The 17,546-nt window shown below is 68.2% G+C and carries 11 protein-coding genes; 4 read left to right on the forward strand and 7 right to left on the reverse strand.

Going from position 1 to position 17,546, the window contains the following annotated elements; genetic code table 11:
• Positions 1 to 20: 20 nt before the first annotated feature.
• From yicI to ACG01O_RS17645, 4 genes are all read left to right on the forward strand, one after another.
• On the forward strand, positions 21 to 2,315 hold the full coding sequence (yicI, locus tag ACG01O_RS17630; protein WP_394386616.1) for an alpha-xylosidase: 2,295 nt from the start codon (positions 21 to 23) through the stop codon (positions 2,313 to 2,315).
• A 133-nt stretch (positions 2,316 to 2,448) separates the two neighbouring features.
• Entirely contained in the window at positions 2,449 to 4,266 is a 1,818-nt protein-coding gene (locus ACG01O_RS17635; RefSeq protein ID WP_394386618.1) for a glycoside hydrolase family 9 protein, read from the forward strand.
• Positions 4,267 to 4,297: 31 nt separating this feature from the next.
• On the forward strand, positions 4,298 to 5,608 hold the full coding sequence (locus ACG01O_RS17640) for an MFS transporter (RefSeq protein ID WP_394386620.1): 1,311 nt from the start codon (positions 4,298 to 4,300) through the stop codon (positions 5,606 to 5,608).
• Positions 5,608 to 6,357 carry a polysaccharide deacetylase family protein gene (locus ACG01O_RS17645; protein WP_394386622.1) on the forward strand — a complete coding sequence of 250 codons (750 nt, stop codon included), beginning with the start codon at positions 5,608 to 5,610 and terminating at the stop codon, positions 6,355 to 6,357. Before ACG01O_RS17640 ends, ACG01O_RS17645 begins: the two co-directional genes overlap by 1 nt.
• Before the next feature lie 46 nt (positions 6,358 to 6,403).
• Here ACG01O_RS17645 and ACG01O_RS17650 read toward each other — a convergent pair whose 3' ends face one another.
• From ACG01O_RS17650 to ACG01O_RS17680, 7 genes are all read right to left on the reverse strand, one after another.
• Positions 6,404 to 7,945, reverse strand: coding sequence for a tryptophan halogenase family protein (locus tag ACG01O_RS17650; RefSeq protein ID WP_394386624.1), 1,542 nt, complete (start codon positions 7,943 to 7,945; stop codon positions 6,404 to 6,406).
• Between the two features lie 11 nt (positions 7,946 to 7,956).
• Positions 7,957 to 8,964: a cupin-like domain-containing protein gene (locus tag ACG01O_RS17655; RefSeq protein WP_394386626.1), complete on the reverse strand. Its 1,008-nt coding sequence runs from the start codon at positions 8,962 to 8,964 to the stop codon at positions 7,957 to 7,959.
• Positions 8,965 to 9,030: 66 nt separating this feature from the next.
• Complete coding sequence (locus ACG01O_RS17660) at positions 9,031 to 9,744, reverse strand: SapC family protein (protein ID WP_394386628.1); 714 nt, start codon at positions 9,742 to 9,744, stop codon at positions 9,031 to 9,033.
• Positions 9,741 to 11,288 carry a tryptophan halogenase family protein gene (locus ACG01O_RS17665; protein WP_394386630.1) on the reverse strand — a complete coding sequence of 516 codons (1,548 nt, stop codon included), beginning with the start codon at positions 11,286 to 11,288 and terminating at the stop codon, positions 9,741 to 9,743. Before ACG01O_RS17665 ends, ACG01O_RS17660 begins: the two co-directional genes overlap by 4 nt.
• Before the next feature lie 264 nt (positions 11,289 to 11,552).
• Positions 11,553 to 14,579, reverse strand: a complete 3,027-nt coding sequence (locus ACG01O_RS17670) for a TonB-dependent receptor (protein ID WP_394386632.1) — start codon at positions 14,577 to 14,579, stop codon at positions 11,553 to 11,555.
• 369 nt (positions 14,580 to 14,948) lie between these two features.
• Positions 14,949 to 15,998, reverse strand: coding sequence for a LacI family DNA-binding transcriptional regulator (locus tag ACG01O_RS17675; protein ID WP_394386634.1), 1,050 nt, complete (start codon positions 15,996 to 15,998; stop codon positions 14,949 to 14,951).
• A gap of 95 nt (positions 15,999 to 16,093) precedes the next feature.
• Entirely contained in the window at positions 16,094 to 17,509 is a 1,416-nt protein-coding gene (locus ACG01O_RS17680; RefSeq protein ID WP_394386636.1) for a carbohydrate-binding protein, read from the reverse strand.
• Positions 17,510 to 17,546 lie beyond the last annotated feature (37 nt).

Genomic DNA, 17,546 nt, shown 5'->3' on the forward strand with positions numbered 1-17,546 from the left:
GAAGAAAGAACCAGACCGCCATGAAGTTCACTGACGGACAGTGGATGCTGCAACCCGGCGTCGCCGCGCATTACGCGGCCGAGGCCTACGAGGTGCAAGCCCACGCCGACCGCCTGGTCGTGCTTGCCACGACCCGCCCCATCAAGCACCGCGGCGACACGTTGCAAGGCCCCACGCTCACGGTCACGCTGACCTCGCCGCTGCCCGGCGTCATCCGCGTCAGCGTGGAGCACTACATCGCCTCGCAGGCACCGCGCCTGCACATCCCCATGGTGGGCGCCACGCAGCCCGCCGTGCAGGTGGTGGACGGCGACACCACGGCCACGCTCACCTCGGGCGCGCTGTCGGTGGAGGTGAAGAAGGGCGAGGGCTGGAGCCTCACCTTCCGCGAGGGCGACCGCCTGCTCACCAAGAGTGACTGGCGCAGTCTCGGCTACATCCAGTGGGCCGGCAAAGACGGCGTCACGCGCAATCACGTGCACGAGCAGCTCACGCTGGGCGTGGGCGAAAACGTCTACGGCCTGGGCGAGCGCTTCACGCCCTTCGTCAAGAACGGCCAGGTGGTGGAGAACACCAACAAGGACGGCGGCACCGCCTGCGAGCAGGTCTACAAGAGCGTGCCCTTCTACCTGACCAGCCGCGGCTACGGCGTGCTCGTCAACGAGGCCGGGCCGGTGTCCTTCGAGGTCGGCTCGGAGAAGGTGGCCCGCGTGCAGTTCAGCCGCGAAGGCGAGAGCCTGGACTACTGCGTCATTGCCGGCCCGACGCCCAAGGATGTTGTGCAGCGGTTGACCGCGCTGACCGGCCGCGCCCCGCTTCCGCCGGCCTGGAGCTTCGGCCTGTGGCTGACCACCTCGTTCACCACGCAGTACGACGAAGCCACCGCCACGCATTTCATCGACGAGATGAAGCGCCGTGAGCTGCCGCTGTCGGTCTTTCACTTCGACTGCTTCTGGATGCGCGAGTTCCAGTGGTGCGACTTTGAGTGGGACCGCCGGGGCTTCCCTGAGCCCGAGGCGATGCTGCAGCGCCTGCATGCCAAGGGCTTGAAGATCAGCCTCTGGATCAACCCCTACGTGGCGCAGAAGTCGCCCCTGTTCGCGGAAGGCGTGAAGCACGGCTACTTCATCAAGAGAACCAACGGCCTGACCTTCCAGACCGACCAGTGGCAGCCCGGCATGGCCATCGTGGACTTCACCAACCCCGCCGCCAAGGCCTGGTACCAGGGCCACCTGCGCCGCCTGCTGGCCACCGGGGCGGACTGCTTCAAGACCGACTTCGGCGAGCGCATCCCCAGCGAAGGCGTGCAGTACTTCGATGGCTCCGACCCGGTGGAGATGCACAACCTCTACGCGCTTCAGTACAACGAAGCGGTGTTCGAGCTGCTGCAGGAGGTGCAGGGCCGTGACGCCATCGTCTTCGCGCGTTCCACCTACGCCTCGGGCCAGCGCTTCCCGGTGCACTGGGGCGGTGACTGCTGGAGCACCTTTGAGAGCATGGCTGAGAGCCTGCGCGGTGGCCTGTCGCTCACGAGTTGCGGCTTCGCGTTCTGGAGCCACGACATCGGCGGCTTCGAGGGCAACCCGCCGCCGGCCGTCTACAAGCGCTGGATCCAGTTCGGCCTGATGTCCTCGCACAGCCGCCTGCACGGCAGCAGCTTCTACCGCGTGCCCTGGCTGGTGGACGAAGAAAGCTGCGACGTGCTGCGCGTCTTCACGCGACTCAAGCACCAGCTCATGCCCTACCTCTACGCCACCGCGCACGAGGCCACGCAAACCGGCGTGCCCATGATGCGCGCCATGTTGCTGGAGCACCCGACCGACCCGGCCTGCGCCACGCTGGACCGGCAGTACCAGCTGGGCCCGAGCCTGCTGGTGGCGCCGGTGTTCACCGAGATCGGCGAGGTGGACTTCTACCTGCCGGGCGCAGCTGACGACGGTCTGTGGACCCACTTGCTGAGCGGCGAGAAGAAGGCCGGCGGCCGCTGGCACCGCGAGACGCATGGTTACTTGAGCCTGCCGCTGTACGCCGCGCCGGGCAGCGTCATCGCCTGGGGTGCCGAGACCGAGAAGCCCGACTACGACTACGCCCGCGGCACCGTGCTGCGCGTGTTCGAGCTGGCCGACGGCGCCACGGCGGCCTTCACCGTGGTGGGGCTGAACGGGCAGGTCGCGGCACGCGGCACCGTGGCCCGCCAGGGCGCCGAGTACATCGCCACCGTGACCGAAGGCGCCCTGCGCGACTGGGCGCTGGAGGTGGACGGCCGCCGCAGCCCGCCGCTGGCCGAAGGTGCGTCGCTGCGCTGGACGGCCTGAACCCCACCCGCGTGCCGGGCGGGCGTTGCCGGGTGCTTTCAAGGCACCGGCGGCGCGCGCCCCGCGCGGGTGTTCACCCCAATAGACGCGAATTGACAGCGTTGTCATCATTTCGACTTCCCCGCCTCGCACCATGAACACCACCTCCCTCCGCCGCACGCGCGGCTTCGCCTTGGGCCGCTTGTTGTCGTCGCTGCCTTTGCCATCGGTCGCGTGCGTCGCGTTGGCGGTTGGCCCGGCTTGCGCGCAGGGCGTGGCCGTCAACCAGCTGGGTTACCTGCCTGGCGCGGCCAAGTGGGTGGTGGTGGAGGCGGCCGCTGAAACCACCGTTCAGGCCTCGGGTGATGCCGGTGCGAGCTTTCAGGTGCGACGGGTGGGCCGTGCCGAGCCCGTCTTGCAAGGCCGCCTCAGCGCGCCGCGCACCTGGGCACCGGCCGGGCCCCAGGCGCCGGTGCAACTGGCCGACCTGTCGGCCTTGACCGAACCCGGCACCTACGAATTGCAGGTGGACGGCCGCGCCGCACCGGTGCGCGTGCAGGTGGCGGCGGACGCCTATGCCGCGCTCTCGGCCGCGGCGCTCAAGGCCTTTTACTTCAACCGCGCCAGCACCGCGCTGGAGGCCCGCCATGCCGGCCCTTGGGCGCGCCCGGCGGGCCACCCCGACACCGACGTGCGCGTGCACGCTTCCGCCGCCAGTGCCGAGCGCCCCGAGGGCACGCGCATTGCCGCCCCCAAGGGCTGGTACGACGCGGGCGACTACAACAAGTACATCGTCAACTCCGGCATCAGCGTCTACACGCTGCTGGCCGCGTGGGAGCACTTCCCCGAGCTGTTCAAGGCCCAGCACCTGAATATCCCCGAGACCGGCAACGGCCTGCCCGACCTGCTCAACGAGGTGCTGTGGAACCTGGACTGGATGCTGGCCATGCAGGACCCGGCGGACGGCGGCGTCTACAACAAGCTCACCAACCTGGGCTTTGACGGCATCGTCATGCCGCACGAGGCCCGCGCGCCGCGCTACGTGGTGGCCAAGGGGACGGCCGCCGCGCTGGACTTCGCCGCCGTGATGGCCCAGGCCAGCCGCGTGTTCCAGCCCTTCGAGGCCCAGCGGCCGGGCTTCTCGGCCCGCCTGCGCAGCGCCGCCGTGGCGGCCTGGCGCTGGGCGCAGGCCCACCCCGACGTGGTGTTCAAGAACCCACCGGACGTGCACACCGGCGAGTACGGCGACGACAAGCTCGGCGACGAATTCGCCTGGGCCGCCGCCGAGCTTTACCTCACCACCCGCGAGCCCGCCTACCGCGAGGCCCTGGCGCTGGAGCGCCAGGCGATCCGCGTGCCCGGCTGGGGCGATGTGGCAGGCCTGGCTTGGGTGAGCCTGGCGCAGCACCGGGCCGAACTGACGCCGGCCGATGCGGAACTCGTGACCCGCCAGGTGCGGGGCCTGGGGGCTGAGTTGGCCGCCACCTGGCAGGCGTCGGCCTACCGCCTGCCGTTGCAGGGGGCCGACTTTGGCTGGGGCAGCAATGCGCAGGCCCTCAACCAGGCGCTGATGCTCATCCAGGCCTACCGGCTGGACGGCGACCGCACCCGGCTCGACGCCGCGCAGTCGGTGCTGGACTACCTGCTGGGCCGCAACCCCCTGGGCCAGAGCTACGTGACCGGGTTCGGCACCCGGCCGCCGCTGCATCCGCACCACCGCCCGTCCGAGGCCGACGGCGTGGCCGCGCCCGTGCCGGGCTTTGTGGTGGGCGGCCCCAACCCGGGCCGGCAAGACGAGAAAGGCTGCCCGGTGCGCTACGCCTCGGCGCAGCCCGCGCGGGCCTACCTGGACCACGCCTGCAGCTACGCCAGCAACGAGGTGGCCATCAACTGGAACGCGCCGCTGGTGTACGTGGCCGCGGCCTTGCAAGCCCTGACCCCGGCGCCGGCGCCAGCACCGGCCCCGCGCTGATCGACCCCAACAAAAACACCCCGGAGACCCCATGACCACGCCTTCCCGTCACCCGCTCGCCTGGGTGCCCTCGCTCTACCTGGCCATGGGCCTGCCCAATGTGATGGTGGGGGTGGTCGCGGCCATCATCTACAAGAACCTCGGCGTGTCCAACGAAGACATCGCGCTCTACACCTCGCAGATGTACCTGCCCTGGGTGCTCAAGCCGCTGTGGGCGCCGCTGCTGGAGGTGGGGCGCAGCAAGCGCTTCTGGGTCATCAGCATGGAGTTCACCATGGCCGCCGCGCTGGGCTTGGTGGCGTTGTGCCTGCCGCTGGACGGCTTTTTCAAGCTGTCGCTGGCCTTCTTCTGGATCGTGGGCTTTGCGTCCGCCACGCAAGACACCTGTGCCGACGGCGTGTTCATGACCACCGTCTCCAAGACCGACCAGGCCCGCTACTCGGGCCTGCAGGGCATGTGCTGGAACCTGGGCGCGGTCATCGCGTCGGGCCTGCTGGTGTCGCTCACCGGCCACCTGCACAACCAGCTGGGCATGAGCTGGGTGCAGTGCTGGGTGATCGTCGTGGCGCTGGCTGCGGCGGCGATGGCGCTGTTCGGCGTGTACCACCTGCGCGTGCTGCCGCCGGGCTCGCCCTCCACGCTGCAAGGGCAGGGGCTGGCGGCGGGGTTCAAGGCCACGGCCGAGGCCTGGATCACCTTCTTCCAGAAGCCGCAGATCTGGATGATGCTGGCCGTCATCTTTTTCTACCGCTTCGGCGAAGGCTTCATCGAGAAGTTCGGCCCGCTGTTCCTGCTGGACACCCGCGAGGCCGGCGGCCTGGGGCTGGACAACGAATCCCTGGGGCACATCAACGGCACGGTGGGCACGCTGACCTTCATTGCAGGCGCGTTTCTCGGCGGCTTCTTCGTCGCCAAGCGCACGCTGCCGCGCACCTTCTTCACGCTGGCCCTGGTGCTCAACATTCCGCACCTGACCTACTTCTACCTGGCGCAGTCCATGCCGGTCGATGCCACCACCATCGCGGTCGTTGTGGCGCTGGAGAAATTCGGCTTCGGCATGGGCTCGGTGGGCCACATGCTGTACATGATGCAGCAGATCGCCCCGGGCCCCTTCCGCATGGCCCACTACGCCATGGCCACCGGCGTGATGGCGCTGACCAAGTGGGGCACCGGCAGCGTCAGCGGCCTGCTGTGGAACCACGTGAACCACCAGTACGTCAGCTTCTTCGGCTGGGTGCTGGTGTTCTCCATCCCGCCGGTGCTGCTGGCCTGGCTGGCGCCGTTCCCGCACGACCCGGCCGATCAGCCCGAGGGCCACGAGGCTGCCGTGGGGGCTCACTGATGGGTGCACTGATGGGTGCACGGGTGCGCACGGGCAGCTGGCTGCTCGCCCTGGCAGCGGCCAGCGGCGCAGCCTCTGCGGCGCCGGTCTGCGACCCCGGCGCCTGGGGCACCGCCCGCACGCTCACCCTGCCGCGCGAGGCCGCCGCCTGGGGCACCGCCCAGCACGCCGCACTGCCCGGCCTGGCGCCCCAAGAGGTGGTACTGACCTTTGACGACGGCCCGCGTCCGGAGTCCACGCCGCAGGTGCTGCAGGCGCTGGCCGACCAATGCGTGCAAGCCACCTTCTTCATGAACGGCGAGCCCATGGCGCGCCACCCCGCGCTGGCCCGCCAGGTGCGCGACGCCGGCCACAGCGTGGGCATGCACGGCTTTCGGCATGACAACTTTGCGCAGCTGCCGCCCGAGGCGCAGGGGCAGGACCTGAAAGCCATGCTCGCCACCTACACCGAGGTGTTGGGCGAGTCGCCGCCGGCCTACCGGTTCCCGTTCCTGGCCGAGTCGCCGGTGCTGATGCAGGCGCTGGCGCGGCTGGGCATCACCGTCATGTCGGTCGATGCCGGCGCGGAAGACTGGCTGCCCGATCAAACCCCGCAGATGCTGACGGACAAGCTGCTGGGCCAACTCGCCAAAAGCGGCGGCGGCATCGTGTTGCTGCACGACGCCCAAGACCAGACCGCCCGCGCGCTGCCCACCCTGTTGAAGGCGCTGCGCACGGCGGGCTACCGGGTCGTGCACCTGCGTTGGTGACCGAGCCCGCGCGCGAGGGGCTCGCCCGCGGCGGGCCGTTGGGGCGTCAGACCTTGGGCATCACGGCCACCAGCTGGTCCAGCGTGGCCTCGCGGTAAGGCGCGCAGAGCTGGTCGACATAGGCTTTGTGCGTGGGCAGGCCGGCGATGGTGCGTGACACCTTCACCTGGATGTCGCTCAGGAAGTTGTTCAACTCCTGGCGGCCCATCAGGTCGGCCACCGGGTGGTAGCGCTCGGGCGTGATGCCCTGGCCCATCATGACCTGCACCCACGAGTTCTCGGCGAAGAGCTCGTCGCTCGGGCGGAACACGCGCGCCGTCTCACGGAACAGCTGGATGCGGTGTTGCAGCGAGGGCAGGATGTTCATCTCGCGCACGTGCTTCCACAGCGCGGAGTCGGTGCGCTCGTTCACGTGGTAATGCAGCACGATGAAGTCGCGGATGTGCTCCAGCTCGCGCTTGGACTGCAGGTTGAACTCGTCCACATCGCCCTGGCTGACGCCGCCGGCCGGGAACAGCTGCATGAGCCGGATGGCCGCGCGCTGGATCAGGTGGATGCTGGTGGACTCGAGCGGCTCCACGAAACCGCTGGCCAGGCCCACGGCCACGCAGTTGCGCTCCCACACCTTGTTGCGCTGGCCGGGCGTGAACTTGATGAGGCGGGGCGCGGTGATGAGTTCGCCCTCGACGTTCTGGCGCAGCATGTCGGGCGCGTCGGCGTCGCTGAGTTCCTTGCTGCTGTAGACCAGCCCGTTGCCCACGCGGTGCTGCAGCGGAATGCGCCACTGCCAGCCGAAGGGGTGGGCGATGGAGCGGGTGTAGGGCCAGGGGTCGCGCACCGAGGTGGTTTGCACGGCCACCGCGCGGTCGCACGGCAGCCAGTACGACCAGTCTTCATAGCCCACTCCCAAGGCCTCGCCCAGCAGCAGCGAGCGAAAGCCAGTGCAGTCGATGAACAGGTCGCCTTCGATGCGGCTGCCGTCTTGCATCTGCAGCGCGGCGATGTCGCCGTCGCGCTCCGGTCCGGCCTCCGGCCCGTGCTTGAGCACCTGGGCGATCTTGCCCTCGATGCGCTTCACACCGTAGCCCTCGCTCATGGCGCGCAGGTACTTGGCGTAGCGGGTGGCGTCCAGGTGGTAGGCGTAGTTCAGGCCGTTGCGCGGCACGTGGGCGAAGCGGTTGGCGAAGGCGGCCACCGTTTCGGGGTTGTAGTCGGTGTAGGTCTTGGCCAGGCCCTCGGCGCGGCCCTTGAGCCAGAAGTGCTGGAAGCCAGCGCTCCAGTGGTCGTTGCCGGTGGTGCCGAAGGAGTGGAAGTAGTCCTGCCCGATGTCCTTCCAGCCCTCGAAGTTGATGCCGAGCTTGAAGGTCGCGTTGGTGGCGGCCATGAACTCGGCTTCGTTGATGCCGAGCAGGTTGTGGAAGGTGTGCAGGGCCGGGATGGTGGCCTCGCCCACGCCGACGGTGCCGATCTCCTCGGACTCGACGAGCTTGATGTCCAGCCGCTTGCCCAGCAGCTTGCTCATCAGGGCGGCCATCATCCAGCCGGCGGTGCCGCCGCCGGCGATGACGACGCGGTGGAAAGACTTCATGGCGGTGTTCATCATCGTTTGAGCTGGTTCAGGAGTTGGGTGCGGGCCTGGCGCGACAGGGTTTCGTCGATGGGCCCCAGCACGCCGCGCGCCGGCGGCGGGATGTGGGCCCAGGTGTCGTCATCGGCCTCGAAGATGAAGTGCTGGAAATGCTGCTGCCAGATGCGGCGCTCTTTCTCGGGCAGGTCGCGCAGCGTCATCAGCGCCAGGCGCAGGGCGGTCAGCGGCGAGTCGACGTGCTCGGGCGTCTGCCGCCACCAGGCGTTGATGAGCAGGTTCACCGGCGCCAGGCCCTCCACGTGGTGGAACCACATGCTCGGGATGAAGAGCGCGTCGCCGGGCTCCATCTCGGCCACTTCGGCCGCTTCCAGCGCGCGGGAGAAGCGGGGGAAGCGTGCGAGGTCGGGCTGCGCGAAGTCCACCAGGCTGACCGGCTGGCCGGCGGGTGTGGGGTCCAGCGGGCCGAGGTAGAGGTTGTGGATTTGCTCGGGCGGAAACAGCGTGAAGCGCCGGCGCCCGGCGGCCACCACGGCGAGGTTGTCCGGCAGGTCGTAGTGCGCGGCGATGCGAGTGCGGTTGCCCAGCCACAGGCTGACGAGCGCGTCGCGGTCGCCCAGGCCCATCAGGTTGGCATCCAGGAAGCCGGGCATCACCGCGTCCACGGTGGTGGAGCCCACGTAGAGGCCCGGTGCCTGCGGGTTCTGGGCCACACCCAGCAGGCCGGAGAGCACCTGGTCCAGCGTAGCGCTGAAGCGGTTGAAGTTGAAGTCGGTCAGCGTGTCGTCGGCATAGAACACGCGGCCCTGGGCCTCCGGTGCGAGCTGAAACAGCCCCACCCGCACACCGTTGTACTGCGCCATCAGGTAGCGGGCCAGGGCTTCGTCGGACTGGCGCGCCGCCTGCACCACCGGCCAGTGCGCAAAACCGCCACGCACGAGGTAGGGGCGATCGGCCGTCAGCAGCTCGGCGGGGAGGGCGTTCGGGTCGAAGGGCCCGGTCCAGGTGGGTACAGCTCGCATGGAAATCTCAAGGCAGGGCGCATCTCGGCTGCCCGAGCCGGCCAACGTCATCGTTGGACGAGGGGCTCATCCGCGGGCACGCTCCAGCAGCACCGGCAGCTGCGCCAACGACGCAATCTGCATGTAGATGGGCAGCAGGTGTCCTTCGCGCGCCAGCGCTTCCAGCGCCTCGCCAGGCAGGGCATGCAGCCGCTCTTCATGGATGGTGAACAGGCCCGTCAGGCGGTGCTGTTCGCCGCTGGGCGACTCGATGTCGATGACGAAAGGCTCCAGCAGCTGGTGGCGCGTCAGCGCTTCGATGAAAAGGGGCAGCTGCTGGGCGTGGGCATGCAGGTGCTCCATCAGCTGGACGATGTGGTCCAGGTGGTCGCTGAAGCCGCCGTGCGGCATGAACAGGGCCGTGCCCACTTCGCCTTCTTCCGGGCGCACGATGCGCGGGCTGTCCAGGTCGATGTGCAGCTGCAGGCTGTCGTCCGGGCCGCGGCCGATCAGGAAGGGGTCGCGCTGCAGTGCCATGGGCATCACCGGGGCATCCCAGCCTGTGGGCGTCAGGAACAGGTTCTGGCCCTCTTCCAGGCCGAACAGCGCCACGGGCTGGAAGCCGGCGTTGGTGCCTTGGCCTTCCACCAGTTGGAACACGATGGGGAAGTGCGCCTGCAGCTGGCGGAACTCAGCCGGCAGGGCCAGCGCCGATTGGCGGGCATCGCCCAGGTGCGCCGCACGCTCAGTGTGGATGCGCAGGTGGCGGTGGGTGACGTTGTCGAGCAGGGCGGGTTTCATGCGGCAGAGCGGTGGATGTGGTCGATGAGCGCACGGTGGCCGGGCAGGCCGGGCACCATGCGGCGGGCCTGGCGGGTGGCCTCGTCGAAGCAGGCCTGTGCGGCTTGCAGTTTGTCGGCAGGCAGGGCCTGGGTGTCAGGGCGGAAACCCATGCCGTACAGCACGTACTGGTAGCTGGCCGAGGGGAACACCTCGTCGAGCCGACCGAAGTCGTGCCGGGCCGGGGCGCGCAGTTGCCACTGGGGCAGCAGTTCACGCAGGCGCTCGGGCCAGCTGGCGGGGTCGCGGTGGGCGCGCCAGTAATCGCTGTCGTCACGCTGGGTCAGCGCGTAGTGCAGCTTCAGGAAGTCGATGACGCGGGCCCAGCGGTAGCGGAAGTCGTCGTTGTAGCGGCGGGCCACGGCGTCCATGGTTGCGCGGGTCATGGGGAACTCTTCGCACAGGCGCTGGGCGGCCAGTTCCACCAGTGCCAGGGCCGAGGCCTCGAGGGGCTCGATGAAGCCGCTGGCCAGGCCCACGGCCAGGCAGTTGCGCACCCAGAACTGCGTGCGGTAGCCGGGGTCGTAGCGGATGGGGCGGGGGGCGGGCCGCTCGGCCGGCGCGCCGGTGGCATCCAGGTAGGCCTGCAAGGCGGCTTGGGCTTCGTCTTCGGTGGCATGGGCGCGCGAGAACACGCAGCCCACACCGCGCCGGTGCGGCAGCCCGATGTCCCAGAACCAGCCCTTGGCCCACGCGGTGGCGATGGTGCAGGTGGCAATCGGCGTGTCGGCCTGCGCGTAAGGCACTTGCACGGCCAGGGCGGCGTCGTTGAACAGCACCTCGCGTTCGCTTTGGAGCGGCACGCCGAAGTGCTCGCCGATCAGGCGGGCGTGCAGGCCGGAGCAGTCGATGAACAGGTCGGCCGTCAGGTCGCCATGGGCGCGGGTGCGCAGCGCGGCGATGTCGCCGGCACGGGCGTCGGTGTCGTGGCCGATCACGGCCTCGACGTGGTCCACCACATGGCGCACGCCGAGGTGTTGCACGGCGTGTTCGCGCAGCATCTGGCCGAAGAGGCCGGCGTCGAAGTGGTAGGCGTAGTTGCTGACGGCGCCGAACGCGGGGGTCTGCACCTGCTTGGGCGCGCGGCCGGCTTCGCAGACCTGCACCGAGGGGCTCACCACGTCGGCAAACGGGCGCTCCGGGGCGCTGGCCAGCCAGCCCTGCACGAGCTCGGCGTCGCCCCAGCCCACGGGCAGCATGAAGGGGTGGTAGTAGCGGTCGCCGGGCGTGCCGGCGTCGCCGCGGGCCCAGCCGTCAAAGCGCGAGCCTTGCTTGAACGTGACCTGGCAGCGGCGGATGAATTCGGGTTCAGACAGGCCGATGCGGCGCAGCGTGTCGCGCATCGACGGCCAGGTGCCTTCGCCGACGCCGATGGTCGGCACATCGCTGGATTCAATGAGCGTGATCCGCAAGCTTTGGCCGTGTTCAGCCGCCAGCAAACCGGCCACCAGCCAGCCCGCCGAGCCGCCGCCCAGCACCACCACGTCACGCAGTCTGTCGTTCACGATCCGGTCCCCACAATGAAAAAGGGCCGCTCTCGCGGCCTCGCCAAACGGGCGAACAAGGACGGTGCCCCAGAGTGCGAACACCGCCGAACCAGACTGTGCCTGAGCTCAGGCGCCGGGGGCCCCCCGACTTACCTTGACTCGGGCCTGAAGCAGGGCGGCCGGAGCCACCCTCAGGTGTGTGTTCGTGAAGCGGGCCGAAGCCCGCCGTTCTGGCGGAGATGCGTCAAGCCGGCGCGACGCGCGGCCTGACGCACTCCCTCATCAGAACTTGTAGCGAGCGCCGATCATGAAGCGACGGCCCAGCTGGGTCACCGCGCCGATCTGGTTCTCGTTGCGCAGGTGGGTGCGCGTGTACTGGTCCGTCAGGTTGATGGCTTCGAACTGGAACCGCAGGTTCTTGTCGTAGCTGTAACCCAGGCTCATGTCCAGCTGACCGAACGGCTCGACGTACAGCGGCTGAGCGCCTTCCTGACCACCGAAGTTGGCTGCCAGGAACTTGCCGCGCCAGTTGTAGGCCAGGCGGGCCGAGTAGGTCGTGTCTTCGTAGAAGCCCACCAGGTTGCCGGAGTCACCCAGGCCCACCAACACGTCGGTTTGTGCGCCGACCTTGTTGTTGTTGTAGGTCAGGTTGGACTTGACCTTGGTGAAGTTCGCCGAGACGCCGAAGCCGGTGTTGCTGAAGATGTGCTGCGCATTCAGCTCGATACCGCTGAGCTTGCTGGTGCGCTGGTTGTTCTGGAACGTGCCCATCTGGAACACCAGCAGCGGATCGCCCGGCTGGGCCGTGATCGTCTTGGCTGCAGCGTCCACACCCGGCTGACCGGCGAAGTTGGCGAAGATGTAGTCGCGGATGCAACCGGAGTCGTTCGCCGTGCACTTGCCGACCTGGATGGCCTTTTGGTAATACGCGCCACCGATCGGGGTGGTGATGCCCGGGATGGTTTGCGGCGAGATGACGGCTTCGTTGTAGTCCTTGATGGACTTGCGGAAGTAGCTGGCCGCGACGTAGCTGCTCTTGGCGTAGTAGTACTCCGCCGAGAAGTCCAGGTTGTTGGACTGCAGGGGCTTCAGGTCGGGGTTGCCCACCGAGCCGCTGCCACCGTCGATGCGGGCCAGGCCGTTCAGCGTGCGACCACCCTGGATGGCGTTCCAGCCCGGGCGACCGATGGTCTTGCCGTAGCTGGCGCGCAGCTTGATGTCGCTGCTCAGGTCGGCGCTCCAGTCGATGGAGGGCAGGGCGTAGCCGTACTTGCCATCACGCGACGCGTTGGTCGTGCCGTTGAAGGTGATGGGAATTTCGTTGGCGGACACCCAGCGCACGGTCGACGGCACCGATTCCACGCTCGGCGAATGCACCTTGGTGCGCTCGTAGCGCAGGCCGGCCGCCAGGTCCATCGGCACGCCCCAGTCCCAGGCCAGGTTGTACTGGCCGAAGATGGCTTGCGACTTTTCCGTGGTGTTGTAGTCGTCGGTGAAGTTGAACGACGCCTTCAGCAGCGAGTCCGAGCCCAGGGCCTTGATGGCGGCCGCGCGCAGGTCTTCGAAGTTGAAGTAGAAGAAGTTGTTGAACAGACGCGGATCGCTCGAGCCGGGGATGCGGCTGAAGTACTTGCTGATCGAGTCCACCTTCCAGATGTCGTCCGGCATCGCGGCGGGGCCGCCGGCGGCGCCTGCACCCCAGGTGTCGCGCTGCACGTTGGCGAAGGCCGAGCGGTTCTTCACGTCGGTCAGGGCCAGACCGAAGTCCAGGCTGCTGTCGCCGTCGATCTTCCAGTGGCCCTTGGTCTGCAGCTGGCTGACCTGGTTCTTCTGGTAGCTGTTGCCGAACACCGAGCCCTGCAGCTCTTGCTTGGCCGGATCCAGGGCGCCGCCCTTGATCATCAGCACCGGGAACTTGTTGCTGAAGTCGACCGAGGTGTCGCCACGGTTCTGGGACGCGGTGCCCAGGGTGACGGCCGTGCCCAGCGGGTCGTTGGCGCCGGAGGTGGCGGTGGAGTGGTGGGCGTCCAGGTCGAAGCTCAGCGCGTCGGTGGCGGTCCACTTCAGGTTGAAGCCGATCTGCTGGTTCTTGTTCTTGGTCTGGATGCGCGAGGCACCCATGGCCACGTCAGAGTTCGCGCCAGGGATGCGCTCGCCGTAGATGATGGGCGAGGAGGGCGAGCCGGTCTGGTACTCACCGAACTGACCGCCGTAGTTGAACCAGGCGGAGATGTCGTTGCGGCGCTGACGGAACTTCTGCTCCGACATGACGAAGTCCAGCGTGCCGAGCAGGTCCTTGCTGGGCTTGAACTGCATGACGAGCTGACCGTTCAGGCGCTCGCGGTGCACGCCGGTGAACGAGTAGTTCATGTTCTGCGGCACGCTGTAGATCGAGCCGGCGGTCGGACGGTTCTTGATGTCGCCCGACGAAGCCGGCGGCAGGCCGCCCCAGGCGGCGTGCGAGCCACCCCAGTCGTTGTCGACGATGCCGTCGAAGCTCTTCCAGCCGCTGCTGACGTTGGCTTGCGAGTAGCCGGAGTCACGGACCTGGTAGGTGCCCATCAGCGCGATGCCGAAGGTGCCGTCGTTGGTTTGCGTGCTGTAGATGCCGCTCAGCTCAGGCGTGGCGTTCTTGCCTTGCTCTTCGCCCGGCAGGCGACGGGCCGACTGGTCGCTGACCAGTTTCACGCCGACTTGCGCGATGGTGTCCTTGGTGTCCAGCGGGCGCGGGGTGCGCACGTTGATGGTGGCACCCATGCCGCCCGTGGGGCTGCTGGCGCGGCTGGTCTTGTAGACCTCCAGGGCCGCGACGCCGTCGGATGCGAGGTTGGAGAAGTCGAACGAGCGCGAGCTGGGAGCGCTGCCGTCGAGGCTGGCGCCGGGCATCTGGCGGCCGTTGAGCAGCACCAGGTTGAAGTCGGGGCCCATGCCGCGCACCGTGATGCGGGTGCCTTCACCGTTGGCACGGTCGATGGACACGCCGGAGATGCGGCTCAGCGATTCCGCCAGGTTGGTGTCGGGGAACTTGCCGATGTCTTCGGCCACGATGCCGTCCACGAGACCGGACGACGAACGCTTCAGGTTGACCGAGGTTTCCAGCGACTTGCGGATGCCGGTGACGATGACCGTTTCCAGTTGCGTGGTGCCAGCGAGTGCCTGCGAGGCGACGGTGGAGGGGGTCGGCGGCGAGCCGGGGGGCTGGGCGGGACCTTGGCCAGGGCCTTGGGCCTGAACAGCGGCGCTCGCAAACAGCAGGCCGCTAGCAGTGGCCAGAGTGGTGCGGCGAAGGGCAGGGCGAAGCTGTCTCATTCACGTGTCTCCAGAGTTGTGGATCTTGTCGATTGGCGCTCGGTCAGGAGCTGAAAGCGCTTTCAAGAATACGTCATTGGCAGCGCTTTCAACCTAGGCAACACCCGCAGTCTGCGGCGCGGCCGCAACGCGGCGCGAGCCCGAAACAGGGGGCGCGCACCACGGGGTGTGGGGTGGGTCTTACAGGGGGCAGCCCGGTGAGCCCACCCGCCTCGGGCGAGGCGTGCTGGGTTGAAAGCGGTCCTTGACGGCGGTCAATGAAAGCGCTTTCAGATAACTATGCGCGGCGTCCGGAGGCTCGGCCACATGGTTTTCCCGCCCTGCGCAACACTCCGGCTCACCGGGCTGCGGGGGCGGGGCAGTGCTGCGTCAGCGGGACAGGCGGCGGGTGCTTTCCCGGGCCACCAGTTCGGGGCCGGGCAGGTGGGCTTTGGGCTGGCCGCCGCTGAGCATGGCCAGCATGGCGTTGGCCGCTTCCACGCCCACTTCGTACACCGACTGGCGCACGCTGGTGAGCGGCGGCATGGCGTAGCGGGCCATGATGAGGTCGTCGAAGCCCACCAGAGAGACGTCGTCCGGCACCCGCAGGTTGCGCCGGTGCAGGCCCAGGCAGGCGCCGATGGCCATCTGGTCGTTGGACGCAAACAGCGCGGTGAACGGCGCGTCGCGCTCCAGCAGGCGGCTCACCGCCAGCATGCCGCCGGCTTCGGTGTAGTCGCTCTGCACGATGAGGTTGGGGTCCACCGCGATGCCGGCGCCGGCCAGGGCGTCGAAGTAGCCGTTCTGGCGCTCCACCGCGTCGTCGTGCATGAGGTCGCCGGCGATGAAGGCGATGCGCCGGTGCCCCTGGTCGATCAGGTGCTGGGTGGCCAGACGCGCGCCTTCGCGGTTGTCAAAACTGAAGCTGAACAGTTGCGGGCCCGCCAGTTGGCGGCCCACCACCACCACCGGCAGGCTGTCGGCCACGGTGGCGAGTTCGGCGTCGGGCATGCGCCCGGCCAGCACGATGACGCCGTCCACCCGGCGCGAGAGCAGGGTCTCGATGGCCTTGCGTTCGTCGTCTTCGTTCCAGTTGCCGGACACGAACAGCGGCACGTAGCCGGCGCGCTCGAGTTCTCGTTCGATGCCCAGCAGGGCTTCGCCGTAGAACGGGCTGGAGATGATCTGGGTGACGACGCCGATGGACAGCGTGCGCCCGCCGGCGAGCCCGCGGGCCACCGGGTTGGGCCGGTAGCCGAGGTCCTGGATGGCGGCTTGCACCGCGTCCTTTTTGGCCTGGCTCACCGCCGCCGTGCCGTTGAGGATGCGCGACACGGTGCTGGGCGAGACCCCAGCGGCTTCGGCCACCTGTTCCAGGGTGACGACACCGTCCGGGCGGCTCAAAGACGCTTTCTTGGCGGGGGGCTGCTTGGCGTTCATCGTGTGCGGCGGGCGAAAGGGGAAGTGTAGGCGCCGTCGCCGCGCACAGCGTCAGGCCCGGGCGGCCGGTTTCGCGGCGGCCCGGGCTCGGTGCTTTACAGCTTGGTGAACTTGATCCAGTTCAGGTTCCAGCCGCCCTGGGCCGCGAACACGCCGACGTTGTAGGTGCCGGCATTGATGTTCACGGTGTGGGAGATGGTGGTCCAGTTCTGCCAGCCGCCCGTGGCGGGCACCGCCAGCTGACCCAGCTGGATGCTGCCCGCATTCAGGTCCAGCGACAGTCGGCCACCGCCGGCACTGGCCACGCGGTATTCCACCTTGTAGGTGCCGCTGGTCGGGAAGCTGATGCTGTTGTAGGCCATCCAGTCGTTGGTGTCGATCCAGCCGACGTCTTGTCCGCCTTCGGAGCAGGCTTCCAGCTGCACGCCGGCCATGGCGCTGAACGACTCGGCCTCGATCTGGCGCGACCAGGCGGCGGAGGCCTTGGACACGATGATGGAGGTGGCGCGGTCGTTGAAGGCTTGGTCGACCAGGCAGCCGGAGTCGGCGGTGCGCACGACGCTGGCGCCGGTGAAGTTGTCACCATCGAACAGCTGCACCTTGTAGCCAGCGTTCACGCGCAGCGACGACAGGTCGTTGTCGCGGATGCCGCGGGCCTGCAGTTGGGCCAGCGTGTAGCTGCCTTCGGGCAGGGCGGCCGAGTAGCCGGCGTAGTTGCAGTCCTGGTAGACCGTGGCCACGCCGGTGGCGGGGGCGTAGACGCGCACGTAGTCCACGTACATCTTGGCCGGCAGCGCGGCGGCGTTGATGTTGAAGCCCGGCCAGTTGCCACCGACGGCGAAGTTCAGCAGCAGGAAGAAGTCTTTCTGGAATTCATCGGTGCCGTTGATGCCGTTGGCGATGTTGACCTCGTGGTACTTGGTGCCGTCCACGTACCAGCGGATGGCGCTCGGGTCCCACTCCACGGCGTAGACGTGCCAGTCGGTCACGGAGGTGGCGATGTTGCCGCCGTAGGACGCGTACTGGCCGTTGTTGTCTTGCCAGTGGATGGTGCCGTAGACCTTGTTCTCGTCGTTGATGTGCTCCATCACGTCGATCTCGCCGGAGGCGGGCCAGCCGACCTGGGGCAGGTTGGCGCCCAGCATCCAGAACGCCGGCCACGCGCCCATGAAGGACGGCAGCTTCATGCGCGCTTCCATGCGGCCGAACTTGAAGGTCTTCAGGCCCTGCGTCTTCATGCGGGCCGAGGTATAGGCCATGCCGCCGAAGCTTTCGCGCTTGGCGGTGATGACCAGGGCGTTGTTCTCGATGGTGGCGTTTTCGCGGCGGTAGTACTGCTGTTCGTTGTTGCCCCAGCCGCCGGCACCGGTTTCAAACACCCAGTTCGGGCCGATGCTGCCGTTGAACTCGTCACTCCAGATCAGTTGCCAGGACTGAGCCTGGGCCAAGGCGGCCGAGGCCATCAACAGCCCGGCCAGGGCCGGCCGAACGAGGGATCGCATGAATCGCATGTCTGTCTCCAACAAGGGGTTGTGGTGCCCGCCGCCT

Source organism: Pelomonas baiyunensis (assembly GCF_043555935.1).
In the GTDB taxonomy this organism is placed as follows: domain Bacteria; phylum Pseudomonadota; class Gammaproteobacteria; order Burkholderiales; family Burkholderiaceae_C; genus Pelomonas; species Pelomonas baiyunensis.

Coding starts and splice junctions, on each gene's coding strand:
- yicI (WP_394386616.1), top strand. CDS start 21: ATGAAGTTCACTGACGGACAGTGGATGCTGCAACCCGGCGTCGCCGCG.
- ACG01O_RS17635 (WP_394386618.1), top strand. CDS start 2,449: ATGAACACCACCTCCCTCCGCCGCACGCGCGGCTTCGCCTTGGGCCGC.
- ACG01O_RS17640 (WP_394386620.1), top strand. CDS start 4,298: ATGACCACGCCTTCCCGTCACCCGCTCGCCTGGGTGCCCTCGCTCTAC.
- ACG01O_RS17645 (WP_394386622.1), top strand. CDS start 5,608: ATGGGTGCACTGATGGGTGCACGGGTGCGCACGGGCAGCTGGCTGCTC.
- ACG01O_RS17650 (WP_394386624.1), bottom strand. CDS start 7,945: ATGAAGTCTTTCCACCGCGTCGTCATCGCCGGCGGCGGCACCGCCGGC.
- ACG01O_RS17655 (WP_394386626.1), bottom strand. CDS start 8,964: ATGCGAGCTGTACCCACCTGGACCGGGCCCTTCGACCCGAACGCCCTC.
- ACG01O_RS17660 (WP_394386628.1), bottom strand. CDS start 9,744: ATGAAACCCGCCCTGCTCGACAACGTCACCCACCGCCACCTGCGCATC.
- ACG01O_RS17670 (WP_394386632.1), bottom strand. CDS start 14,579: ATGAGACAGCTTCGCCCTGCCCTTCGCCGCACCACTCTGGCCACTGCT.
- ACG01O_RS17675 (WP_394386634.1), bottom strand. CDS start 15,998: ATGAACGCCAAGCAGCCCCCCGCCAAGAAAGCGTCTTTGAGCCGCCCG.
- ACG01O_RS17680 (WP_394386636.1), bottom strand. CDS start 17,509: ATGCGATTCATGCGATCCCTCGTTCGGCCGGCCCTGGCCGGGCTGTTG.